Origin of the sequence: Rhizobacter sp. (assembly GCF_031412075.1) — a bacterium.
GTDB lineage: Bacteria > Pseudomonadota > Gammaproteobacteria > Burkholderiales > Burkholderiaceae_C > Rhizobacter.
The window spans coordinates 1-10,801 of the sequence record NZ_JANOCG010000657.1 but is presented as its reverse complement, the minus strand read 5'-3'; the positions used below and the strand labels follow the sequence as shown (position 1 = coordinate 10,801).

The 10,801-nt window shown below is 67.8% G+C and carries 10 protein-coding genes and 1 pseudogene; 3 read left to right on the top strand and 8 right to left on the bottom strand.

The annotated features are described in order from the left end of the window. Both tssK and tssJ read right to left on the bottom strand, forming a co-directional pair. Positions 1-1,282, bottom strand: a 1,282-nt coding sequence (gene tssK / locus RMO40_RS24520; RefSeq protein ID WP_309726416.1) for a type VI secretion system baseplate subunit TssK, incomplete at its 3' end; no start/stop codon positions are given. A gap of 45 nt (positions 1,283-1,327) precedes the next feature. Next, positions 1,328-1,828, bottom strand: a complete 501-nt coding sequence (gene tssJ / locus RMO40_RS24515; RefSeq protein ID WP_309726414.1) for a type VI secretion system lipoprotein TssJ — start codon at positions 1,826-1,828, stop codon at positions 1,328-1,330. 240 nt (positions 1,829-2,068) lie between these two features. Between tssJ and mltA the strand changes: the two genes are divergently transcribed. After that, the gene (mltA, locus tag RMO40_RS24510; protein ID WP_309726412.1) at positions 2,069-3,769 is read left to right on the top strand and encodes an MltA domain-containing protein; all 1,701 of its coding nucleotides are present in this window, start codon (positions 2,069-2,071) and stop codon (positions 3,767-3,769) included. On the opposite strand, the gene RMO40_RS24505 is transcribed toward mltA, so the two are convergent. After that, positions 3,687-4,643 (bottom strand): LysR substrate-binding domain-containing protein, encoded by a 957-nt coding sequence (locus RMO40_RS24505; protein ID WP_309726410.1) that lies wholly within the window; start codon positions 4,641-4,643, stop codon positions 3,687-3,689. The two genes, mltA and RMO40_RS24505, sit on opposite strands and share 83 nt — an antisense overlap. An 86-nt stretch (positions 4,644-4,729) precedes the next feature. On the opposite strand from RMO40_RS24505, the gene RMO40_RS24500 reads away from it, so the two are divergent. Both RMO40_RS24500 and RMO40_RS24495 read left to right on the top strand, forming a co-directional pair. Continuing rightward, positions 4,730-5,725 carry a nitronate monooxygenase gene (locus tag RMO40_RS24500; RefSeq protein WP_309726408.1) on the top strand — a complete coding sequence of 332 codons (996 nt, stop codon included), beginning with the start codon at positions 4,730-4,732 and terminating at the stop codon, positions 5,723-5,725. A 20-nt stretch (positions 5,726-5,745) separates the two neighbouring features. Continuing rightward, positions 5,746-5,961, top strand: a complete 216-nt coding sequence (locus tag RMO40_RS24495) for a 2-hydroxymuconate tautomerase family protein (RefSeq protein WP_309726406.1) — start codon at positions 5,746-5,748, stop codon at positions 5,959-5,961. A gap of 55 nt (positions 5,962-6,016) precedes the next feature. Here RMO40_RS24495 and RMO40_RS24490 read toward each other — a convergent pair whose 3' ends face one another. The 5 genes and pseudogenes from RMO40_RS24490 to RMO40_RS24470 all read right to left on the bottom strand — a co-directional run. Next, positions 6,017-6,469, bottom strand: coding sequence for a PA2169 family four-helix-bundle protein (locus RMO40_RS24490; RefSeq protein WP_309726404.1), 453 nt, complete (start codon positions 6,467-6,469; stop codon positions 6,017-6,019). A 178-nt stretch (positions 6,470-6,647) separates the two neighbouring features. Continuing rightward, positions 6,648-7,751 carry a tetratricopeptide repeat protein gene (locus RMO40_RS24485; protein WP_309726402.1) on the bottom strand — a complete coding sequence of 368 codons (1,104 nt, stop codon included), beginning with the start codon at positions 7,749-7,751 and terminating at the stop codon, positions 6,648-6,650. A gap of 77 nt (positions 7,752-7,828) precedes the next feature. Then, positions 7,829-9,079, bottom strand: a complete 1,251-nt coding sequence (locus RMO40_RS24480; protein ID WP_489660238.1) for a c-type cytochrome — start codon at positions 9,077-9,079, stop codon at positions 7,829-7,831. Continuing rightward, positions 9,076-9,741 (bottom strand): c-type cytochrome, encoded by a 666-nt coding sequence (locus RMO40_RS24475; RefSeq protein WP_309726400.1) that lies wholly within the window; start codon positions 9,739-9,741, stop codon positions 9,076-9,078. Before RMO40_RS24475 ends, RMO40_RS24480 begins: the two co-directional genes overlap by 4 nt. A gap of 35 nt (positions 9,742-9,776) precedes the next feature. After that, positions 9,777-10,742: pseudogene (locus tag RMO40_RS24470) on the bottom strand (metallophosphoesterase); the annotation flags it as partial. Between the last annotated feature and the right edge of the window lie 59 nt (positions 10,743-10,801).

The following is a 10,801-nucleotide window of genomic DNA, read 5'->3' as shown; positions in this document are numbered from 1 at the left end:
TGTGCATGGCCACGTTGCCGTTTTGTTCGATGGGTTTCCACAGCTCGCCCCCACGGTCGAGCTCGAAGTAGAAGTAGCCGGCATGGACGGGCAGCTGGCGTGGTGCCACCGGCAGCGAGCGCAGGCCGATGCCGGGCAGTTGCAGGTTGACGAGGTCGCGCAGCTTCTCCGGCGGGCCAATCTTGGTTTGCGCCGGGAAGCGCTGGCGCAGTTGCTCGCCGGGCACCTGCGCGTTGACCGCCAGCACAAAGGTGCCGGTGCGCGCGAGTTCCATGTCGGTGACCACCGCCGTGCGCACGCCGTGGTTGCGGTTGACGAGGTCGAGTTGAACGGCGTTTTGCTCCAGCACCGAGGTCAACATGCCGCGCAGCGAGTCGAACACCGGCGTGAAGGTGCGGGCCAGGTCGTCGTGGCGGTATGGCGGAAATTCGGGCGGGCGGCGCGCGCTGGTCGAGAGCGTGGCCAGGTCACCGGCCAGTCGCAAGCAGTCGCCGTGCAGCTCGCGCGGGTGGGCGTTGGGCGTGGCGGCGTGCTGGCTGAACACGGGCTCGTTGCGGTTGAGCGTTTGCAGCATCAAGAAGTCAGCCAGCTCCGACACCCCATGGCTCAGCTGCCCCATGCGCCCGGCCAGGGCTTGCGCGCGCTGCAGGATCAGGCCATGCAGCAGCGAGGCGCTGGCCGAGAGTTGCGCCGTGGCCTCGATGGCCACCTGCGGCGCGATGTAGCTGCGCTCGAGCGTCACTTGCCCATCGCTGCGGCGCTCGGCCACCACCGCCACGCCGAGCAAGGCATAGGCTTCGCTCGCCTCCTTGGCACGCACCAGGCGCAGGCGCAGGCGGCCGGTCTGGATGGTCGTGGGCTCGTCAGACGCGTCGGTGTTGTCGCGCACGTCTTCTTCAACGGCGCCATAGCGGGCCAACTCACCCGCTTCACCGGTGCCAAAGTCAACTTCGTTCAGGCCTTCGCGCTGCAGCGGCAAGGCGAGGTAGATGATCTCGCCCTTCACATCGGCCGGCACCTCCATCGGTGCAGGCAGCGGGTCGAGTTGTGGCATGGAAAACGGCGTGCCGTCCGGCAGCAGGCCGCTGGCACGCGAGATGCCGAGCTTGCCCAAGGCGAGCAGGCCCTCGTCGAGCTCGAGCTCGGTGAAACCCCAGGCAAACGGCGAGATGCTGCGGGCTCGCGCATCGATCAGTCGCTCCAGGTAGCGGGTTTCTTGCTGAAAGTGATGGGGCTGCAAGAACATGCCCGAAGACCACACGACTTTGGCGCGCCAGCTCATGTTGTTGTGCTTGGAGTTGGAGTGATGATCAACGGGGTGCCTGCCTCAAGGCTTGGGCGAGGTGCGCTTGGCTTGCACCGTGATGTCGGCGAGGTCGATGGCCATCACGTTCTTCTTGCCCGCAGCCACCGGCACCACCGCGCGCCAGCGGGCACGCTCGAGTTCACGGAAGGCGACCATCACGCCGATGAACTTGGTGTCGGGCGACAGCGGCTTGACGAGCGGCTTGGTCTCGCCGGGGCGCAACACAAACTCTTCGCGGCTGATCATCTCGGCGCCGAGCACCGCCTGGTCTTTCTCGAACAGCGACACAAAGTCGGCCTGCTCGAACAGCGTGGGCGACTTCAGCTCAAACACCCGCACCACCACGGGTGATGGGCGTTTGCGTGAATCGGGGTTGACCTCGGCCGAGGCGACCACCTTGGCCTCGAGCGTCGTCTTGCCGCCACCGAACATGGCGCAAGCTGACAGCGACACACTGGCCAGCAAGGCCGCTGCGAGCCACAGGCGGCGGGACAGATCAGATGTTTTGGCGTTTGATTGCATGGAGTCCTGAGGCCTTTCGGTTGACCCTCATCCATGCGCGTCTCCGTTCGCACTGAGGTGTCGAAGTGCAGCGCAGGGCTTCGATACCTCAGCCCGAACGGGGGCAGGCGGGGCCGTCAGCAGAATACCGGCGACACCTGCGCGTGCGGCGTGACTAAGGTAATCCGAGCCCGCGTGCCTCCATCAACTGGTTGACGAAGGTCAGTTGGAACGCACGCGCCGCAGGCATAGGCTTGGCGCATGAAACTGCTGCCCTACTCGGTGTTTGCCCTTGTCACAGTTGTGGGGCTGGCAGGCTGTGCTTCAAAGCAAGCCGCTGCGCCGAGCCAAGGCAAACCCGCCGAGATGCCAGCAGTGGCAGCCGCCGCGCCCGACAAAAAGCTCAGCAACACGCCCCCCGTCAAGACCGGTCCCAAGCTGCCGAGCGAGGTGCGCACGCGCAACGCCATGTTCAAGCTCACCTCCTACGACGAGCTGCCGGGTTGGCAACAAGACGACATGCGGGCGAGCTGGAGTGCCTTCCGCAATTCGTGCGATGTGCTGCAAAAGCGCGAAGACTGGCGCGAGATCTGCGCCGACGCGAAAACCGTGCCGCCCAACACGCGTGCCATGCGCAGCTTCTTCGAGAACCGCTTCACGCTGCTGCGCATCTTGCACACCGACTCGCGCGGCGATGGCGAGGTCACCGGCTACTTCGAGCCCTTGCTCGAAGGCCAGGCGCAGCGCGACGCCGAGTTCAACACCCCGGTGATGGGCGTGCCGCGCGACCTCTACACCATCGACTGGTCGCGTGTGCCCGCCGCGCAGCGACGCTCGGTGGTGCGCGTCAGACCCGAAGGCAACCTCTTGCTGCTGGCCCAGCCGGGTGACGCTGCAAGCTACCCACTCGACTTGCGCCGCTTTGTGCTCGACGACCGCGACCGCCGCCTGCGCCTGCGCCTGGTGGGCGATGCTGGCAGCCCGAGCGCGCGTGTCGACCCGTACCACACCCGGGCCGAGCTGGAGGCGCTGGGCCTGCCGCAGGGCATCAATGCACCGGTGGTGACCTGGGTCAACGACCCGCTGGCGCTGTATGCGATGCAGGTGCAGGGCTCGGGCCGCGTGCGCATGCCTAACGGGCAAATCTTGCGGCTGCAATACGCCGAACAAAACGGCCACCCGTTCAAGCCCCTGCGGGTCACGCCCAAAGCCAAGGTCGTGGTTGCCACACGTGGTCTCGGTGGCGGCAAAACCGCCGGCAGCACCGCCGACCAGGCCGATGAATTCGAGATCGAAGGTGATGCGCCCGGTGATGCCGAAGCTCCGGTGCTGACCCGAGGTGTCACGCCCGCGCAGCGCGCGCCCGCGGCCAAACCTGCCGGCAACGACCCGCTGGTCGACGAGTTGCTCAAAGGCGCGCGCAAACCGGCTCCGGCCGCCGCGCCAGCCACAAGCCCGGCCCGGCCGCAGCCAGCGGCAGCACCGCAGCCCAAGTCCGCAGTGGCCGGAAAGCTGTCGTCCGACCCGAGTTATGTGTTCTTCAAGACGGTGCCCGAGCGCCCGCAGTCTGAAGGCCCGCAAGGCGCGCTGGGTGTGCCGCTGACGCCGGGCCGCTCGGTGGCCGTCGACCCGCGTGTCACGCCGCTCGGCTACCCGGTGTTCCTCAGTGCGCCCGCGCCGGCAGGCTCCAAGATATCGATGCAACGGCTGGTGTTTGCGCAAGACACCGGTGGCGCCATTCGCGGCGCGGTGCGCGCCGATTATTTCTGGGGCTTCGGCAACGAAGCCGGCCAGATGGCGCGAGCCACCCGCCACCGGGGCCAGATGTGGGTGCTGCTGCCCACCGCCGAGGCCAGCCGCCTGGCCACCAGCAAGCTCGTCACGCGCGGCGTGTCGCTGGGCGGCGAGACGGAGAACTCGTGCCTGGTGCCTGACGGCGAGTTTTGCTCCGAGGCCGACTGAGCGCCGCAGCGTCGTCCTGCCCGATCGTGGCGCCCAACGCGCGCAGCGCCGCGCCTACATGGGCATCACGCCGGCGCACCAGCAAGGTCTCGACCCACATCGCCTTGGGCGCCAACGCGCTCACACGCAGATCGTCACGGCCCCGATACGCATCGACCGCGCTGCGCGGCAACACGCTCACGCCCACTCCCGCGCCCACACAACCGAGCAAGCCCTCCAGCGTGCCGAACTCCAGGCGCCGAAACGGCAGCCAGCCGCTGGCCGCGAAATGCGCCTCCAGCCGCTGCCGGTAAGAGCAGCCCTGGCGGAACATGACGGCGGTGAGGCCGCCATCGCGCAATTGCACATCGGGCTCGCCGGCATCGATCGCGCTCACCAGCACCAGCTCTTCGCGAAACACCCGCTCGGCCACCAGGTCGGGATGATCGACCGGCCCGGCCACCAGGGCGGTGTCGAGGCGATGGGCCAGCACATGCTCCAGCAGCTCGGCAGTGGGCCCGGTGCGCACCTCCAGCTGCACGTCGGGGTGCGCCCGGTGAAAGCGGCCCAGCACGGCAGGCAGTCGCACGGCGGCGGTGGTTTCCATCGAGCCGATGCGCAGGCTGCCACGCACCAGGCCGTCGTCACGCACGGCAGACAGCGCCTCGGTCGACAGATCCGCCAGGCGCTGCGCATAGCCGAGCAGCCGCGTGCCGGCGTCGGTGAGCGACATGCCGCGGCTGTGGCGCAGAAAGAGGCTCACGCCGAGTTCGCCTTCCAGCTGCTTCAGGCGGGTGGTGACGTTGGACTGCACCGTGTGCAGCTCCTGCGCCGCCGCGCTCACCGAGCCTCGGCGGGCGACGGCGGCGAAGGTGGCCAAAGCGGTCGGGTCCATGGCGGCTCCAGGTATCTTCATTCAAGAATGAAGAAATCATAACAATTCATTTTTCAAGATGACACACAGGCACTACCTTTGAGGGCATGGACACACCACACACCGCTTCTCCGCTCTTGAGCACCCCGCTCACCCGCTTGCTGGGCGTGCGCCACCCCGTGGTTCTGGCGGCCATGGATCTGGTGGCCGACGCGCGCCTGGTGCGTGCCGTCAGCGACGCTGGTGGCTACGGCTTCCTTGGCGCGGGTTATGGCGACGAAGCCTGGTTGCGCCGGGAGCTGGCCTTGCTCGAAGGTGCGGCGGGGCGCTTCGGCGTGGGTTTCATCACCTGGAGCCTGGCGCAGCAGCCGCAGCTGCTCGACATCGCGCTCGCCGCCCAACCCAGCGCCGTGTGGTTGTCGTTTGGTGACGTGGCCCCGTTTGCCCAACGCATCAAGACCAGCGGCGCGTTGATGGTGTGCCAGGTGCAGACCGGAGCCATGGCGCGACAGGCGCTTGATCACGGCGCCGACGTGCTGGTGGCCCAAGGCGCCGAAGCCGGTGGCCACGGCGTGAGCCGCGGCAGCATGGCGCTGGTGCCTGCGCTGGTCGACTTGGCCGGCCCACGCGTGCCGGTGGTGGCGGCAGGCGGCATCGCCGACGGCCGGGGCCTGGCCGCCGCGCTGACGCTGGGCGCGGCGGGCGTGGTTTTGGGCACCCGCTTTTACGCCACCGCCGAGGCCGCAGGCTTTGCGGCGGCCAAGGAGCGCATCGTGGCCGCCAGCGGTGACGACAGCCAGCGCAGCATCGTGTTCGACATGTCTCGCCGCAAGGTCTGGCCCGCGCCTTACACCGGCCGGTGCCTGCAAAACGATCACCTGCGCCGCTGGAGCGGGCGCGAGCTGGAGCTGCTGCGCGACCAGGCCGACGTGGCCGAGCGTTATGCCGCCGCCCGCGCAGCCGGCAACTTCGACATGGCCGCCGTGATCGCGGGCGAGTCCGCCGGCTTGATCCACGACCTGCCCAGCGTGGCCGAGCTGATGCCGCGCATCATCGGCACTGCGGTGGCGCAGTTGCGCCTAGCGCAATCATTCATCTCATGACATAGAAACGAAAGAGAACCATGCCATTCGTGAACATTCAAATCACCCGCGAAGGCGCCACGCCCGCACAAAAAGCCGAGCTGATCGCCGGCGTGACCGAACTCCTGGTGAAGGTTCTCAACAAGAACCCGGCCACCACCTTCGTCATCATCGACGAGGTGGACACCGACAACTGGGGTGTCGGCGGCAAGCCCGTCACCGAGTTGCGGCGGTTGGCCAAGACGCCACCCGCCTGAGCATAAAAAAGGCCGGCAAGTGCCGGCCTGGGTGTCACGCGGATGAAAAGATCATTCAGGCCGCGCGGGCAATGTCACGCAAGCGCTTGATCTGGTCGTGGTTGGCTTGCACGCCGAGCTGCTGGCGAGCGATCACGGCACGCACGGCCTCCGGCAAGCCTTCGTCGCGCAAGGCCGCGCGGTAGCGTCCCAGCGCGGCGTCTTCACCGCGCTCGCATTCTTCCAGCATGGCTTCGTCGCTGTAGCCCGCGAGCGAGCCGCGTACTGCCACCCAGCCGCGATGCAGCGCGCCGGTGGTGCTGCCGTCGGTTTCGGGCTTGCCGCCGTAGTCGGAGACCATGGTCTGCAACTCGCTCGCCGCTGCCCGGCACTCTGCCGCGCGCGTGCTGAACAGCTGCTGCAGGTCGGCCGCTGTCACGTGCTTGGCGCAGGCGCTGAATCCGAGTTCGCCGTCCTTGGAGGTTTCGATCAAGTCGTTGAGGGTGTCGATGACGTCTTCGTGGCTCATGGGGTTTCCTTTCATGGTCGACGCAGGAGGCGCCGCGTTGCATGTCAGGCCCTGATGTCTGCCGGCCGGGTTGACCGGTCTGGCACACCAGAACCAGAAGCCCATGGTGGCCACGCGAGCAGGCATTGGCTGTAGGACAAGGCCCCAGCTGCAGGTCGGCGACCTGCGGCAATCCGCCTCAGCGGCGGACGAGGAATGCGAACACACCGTCGATGGACTGGCGCTGGTCTTCACGAATGGCTTCGCGTGAAAGCTCCACCACGTCGAAGCCATGTTGGCCCGCCAGCTTGCGCAGGTAACCTTCGGCGTGCGCATAACGCAGGCTCGGCAGCAACTCGAAGGAGCGGGCCTCGGGGCTGGCCACCTCGGCGGAAAAGCAGAACAGCCCGCCTTGCAGCATCACCGAAGCGACGGCCGCGAAAACAGCCGACAGGTCGCCGATGTAGATGAACACGTCGGCCGCGAGCACCAGGTCGTGGCGCTCGTGGGTGTGTTGCAGGTGTTCGGTGATGTCGGCGTGCACGAGGTGGTCGTAAACACCGCGCGCCCTCGCCTGCTCGATCATCTGGCTCGACAGATCCACCCCAACGAGCCGGTCGACCAAGGGCTTCACCAGCGGGCCGCACAGGCCGGTGCCACAACCCAGGTCGAGTGCTGAGCCGAAGCGGCCCGCATGCAACCGAGGCAGCGCCTGGGCCAGCACTTCGGGGGCGCGGTAGTGCAGCGCCTGCACCACGTGCTGTTCGAACTGGTGGGCGTAAGCGTCGAAAAGCGCTTCGACATACACACGTGGCGAGGTCGTGGGCGACGGCTGCGCGCCGAGCGCCGCCAGGTAGTAGCCGATCAGCCCGGCGTCAGCGCCATGCGCCAGCGCCTGGCGGTAAGCCTGCTCGGCATCGTCAGCCCGGCCGAGCTCGCGCAAGATGTCGCCCCGCGCGCACCAGGCCGGCGCGTGGCCTGGGTTGAGGGCCAACAGCCGCTCGAAGGCTGGCAACGCGTGTTCGGGCCGGCCCAGCTCCAGCAAGGCTCTGGCGCGATGCACCCAGGCGTCGGCGTTGTCGGGCTCGGCAGCCAGCACCTGGTCGGCAGCGTCGAGCGCCGCTTGGGGGCGACCCAGCTTGAGTCGCGTCGCTGCGAGGTTCACGAGCGTCGACACCCGCCCCGGCAGCAAAGCCAGCGCCGCTTCGAAATGGGCATGGGCCGCAAGGTACTGGCCCGCCTCGAAACAGGCGAGACCGGTCTGGAATTGCAGCTTGGCTTGTTCGAACGGTGTGTCGGCCATGGGGCGCGATTATCCCGGCCTGCCCGAGGCCGTGGTCAAGACGCTGGTGCCCCGCGCGCGTCGGTCGTCGGATCGACTCAGCGGTAGCGGTTGACCTCGATCTCGGGCACGGCCGAGCCCTGGTTGCCCCAGGCGCTGCGCACGTAGCTCAGCACGGCGGCGCTGTCGGCGGCGTTCAACACGTTGGCAAACGGCGGCATGCCGAAAGGCCTCGGGTTGCCTGCCGTCGACGGCGCAAAGCCGCCTTCGAGCAGCACACGCACCAGGTTCGCCGGCAAGGCCAGCGTCACCGCCCGGTTGCCGGCCAGCGCGGGGTAAATGCCGGCCACGCCCTCGCCGTTGTCGCCGTGGCAATCGGCGCAGTGTCGGGTGTAAAGCTTGGCGCCATGATCGAGCACCGCGCTGTCGGCCGGCGGCTGCCGTGCCGGCTGTGCGCGTGTGGGCGGCAGGGCCTGTAGATAGGTGGCCATCGCGCGCAGGTCAGCGTCAGCCAGGTGCTGCGTGCTGCGCCCCACCACTTCGGCCATCGGCCCGAGCACCGAGGCTTGGGGCGTGATGCCGTTCTTCAGCAGGTCGACAACGCTCTGCGCCGGCCAGTCCGCCACACCGGCTTCGTGCGGGTCGCTCAATGACGGCGCGTACCAGTTTTGCATCGGAATCAGGCCGCCGCCCAGGTCCAGGGTGCCGCTGGTGGCGCCGAGGGCGTTGCGGCTGCCGTGGCAGGCGTTGCAATGGCCCAGGCCCTGCACCAGGTAGGCGCCACGGTTCCACTCGGGCGACTTCGTTGCATCGTTGCCGGGGCGGCTCGGGCTGAAGTACAGCGCCCGCCACACCGCGAGCGCAGGCTGGGTGTTGAAGGGAAAGCGCAGGCTGTGCTCGCGATTGGCCTGCGAGACCGGTTTCAGGCTGCGCAGGTAGACATAAAGCGCGTCGGCATCCTGGCGTGTGACCAGCGTGTAGTTGGTGTACGGGAACGCCGGGTACAACAAGCGGCCATCGCGCGCGCGGCCGTTGTGCAGTGCGCGCCAGAAGTGCGCGGGTGTCCAGCTGCCGAGGCCGGTGGCCGCATCGGGTGTGAGGTTGGACGAATACACCGTGCCAAAAGGCGTCTCGATCCCACGGCCGCCCGAATAAGGCTCACCCCCACGGGCCGTGTGGCAGCCCGCGCAGTTGCCGGCGCGTGCGAGGTATTCACCGCGTGCGATCAGATCGGGTGTGGTGATGACATGCGCGTCGGTGAGCGGGTCTTCGTCGCGCAGGTTGAGGGCGAGCACCGCAGCCCCGAGCAGCATCACGACAAGGAGCGCGATCCACATGACGTGCTTCACGGTTTGGCCTCCACGCCGCCGCAAGGCACGGGCAACGGTGCGGGCAATGCGCTCACGACCTTGGTGTCGGCAGGCAGCGGCTGGGCCGCGAGCCACTGCGACAGCGCCGCCACGTCGTCCGCGCTCAGCGACCGCGCGATCTGCGCCATGCAGTCGGGCGCCTGGGCGCGGCGGCTGCCGGTTTGCCATGCGCCCAGTTGCGCGTTGAGGTAATCACGCGGCAGGCCCAGCAGGCCGGGGATGGCCGGCGCTAGGCCGGTGAGCGCAGCGCCATGGCACTGCACGCAGGCCGGAATGCGCCGGGTGCTGTCGCCGAGGAGGGCCAGCGCCTCGCCACGCTTCAATGTCTCGGCCGAGGCGGTGGGCGCCTGCGGCGGTGGGTAAGGCAAATCGAGCGAAGCGAAGTAGGCCGCCATCTCTTGCAGGTAGGCGTCACTTAGCGGGTCGATCAGCCGCATCATGGGCTGGTACTGGCGGCGGCCGTCGCGAAAATTGAGCAGTTGGTGATAGAGGTAGCCTGCAGGCTTGCCGGCAATGCGCGGCTGGTAGCCATCGCTGGCCGCCCGCCCCTGCGCACCATGGCATCCGGTGCAGGCTTGCACGCGCTGCGCGATGCTGTCTTCGACTTTTGGAGCTGCGAAAACGCCGACCGAAACGGTCATACACAGACACAGCAGACCAATACGAAGCATGTGAATCAAGCCGGTGCAGCCACCAGCGTCAGGCGAGTGATTTCAGAAGGCGCACCAAACCGTTTGGGCGGCCCCCAGTATCCCGTGCCTCGGCTGGTGTAGACCCACAAGCGCTTCAGCTTGTGCAGGCCGGCGGTGAACGGCTGCTGCAAGGGCACGAACAGGTTCCACGGGAAGAACTGCCCGCCATGGGTGTGGCCCGACAGCTGCAACTGAAAGCCGGCGCGCTCGGCCGCCTCAGCACTGCGCGGCTGGTGCGCGAGCAGCACGTGCATCGCCGCATGGGCCGGCGCACCCGCCATCGCGGCCTGCGGGTCGCTGCGGTGCGAGGGGTCGAAGAGATGCGCGCTGTAGTCGACCACGCCGGCCACCACCAGCGGCGCGCCACCATGCTGCAGCACGGTGTGTTCGTTCATCAGCACCCGGATGCCCAGGCGCCGCAACTCGGCAATCCAGGCGTGGGCCCCCGAGTAGTACTCATGGTTGCCGGTGACAAAGAAGGTGCCGTGCCGAGAGACCAGGCCGCCCAGCGGGGCGACATGCGGCGACAGGTCACGCACGCTGCCGTCGACCAGGTCGCCCGTTACCGCCACCATGTCGGCCTGCATGCCATTGACCGCATCGACGATGGCCTGGAGGTACGGGCCCTTGATGGTGGGGCCGACGTGGATGTCGCTGATCTGCGCGATGGTGAAACCCTGCAGCGCCAGTGGCAGGCCATGGATCGGCACTTCGACCGCCACGATGGCCGCACGGCGACGGGCGTTCACGAAACCCCACAGCGTGACCACGCCAGCCAGCACGGGCACGGCCCGGGCCGTCCACAGCGCAAGGCCGTCAATTCCAAAGACGCCCGCCAGCAGCTAGGTCGCGTCACGCAGCAAGGTCAACACCAGGAGCGACGAGAACATCCCCATGAACACAAAGCCAGCCCAGGCGGCTGCTTCGGACAAAGTCCGCTTGCGGATCAGGTGCCGTGCTCATCCTGTCGGCGGTGTTGATGCCGCTCGGCTTTCTCGCACGGCGCCTG

Excerpts from the sequence above, each read along its gene's own strand:
- tssJ (WP_309726414.1), bottom strand. The coding sequence starts at position 1,828 with ATGCAATCAAACGCCAAAACATCTGATCTGTCCCGCCGCCTGTGGCTC.
- mltA (WP_309726412.1), top strand. The coding sequence starts at position 2,069 with ATGAAACTGCTGCCCTACTCGGTGTTTGCCCTTGTCACAGTTGTGGGG.
- RMO40_RS24505 (WP_309726410.1), bottom strand. The coding sequence starts at position 4,643 with ATGGACCCGACCGCTTTGGCCACCTTCGCCGCCGTCGCCCGCCGAGGC.
- RMO40_RS24500 (WP_309726408.1), top strand. The coding sequence starts at position 4,730 with ATGGACACACCACACACCGCTTCTCCGCTCTTGAGCACCCCGCTCACC.
- RMO40_RS24495 (WP_309726406.1), top strand. The coding sequence starts at position 5,746 with ATGCCATTCGTGAACATTCAAATCACCCGCGAAGGCGCCACGCCCGCA.
- RMO40_RS24490 (WP_309726404.1), bottom strand. The coding sequence starts at position 6,469 with ATGAGCCACGAAGACGTCATCGACACCCTCAACGACTTGATCGAAACC.
- RMO40_RS24485 (WP_309726402.1), bottom strand. The coding sequence starts at position 7,751 with ATGGCCGACACACCGTTCGAACAAGCCAAGCTGCAATTCCAGACCGGT.
- RMO40_RS24475 (WP_309726400.1), bottom strand. The coding sequence starts at position 9,741 with ATGACCGTTTCGGTCGGCGTTTTCGCAGCTCCAAAAGTCGAAGACAGC.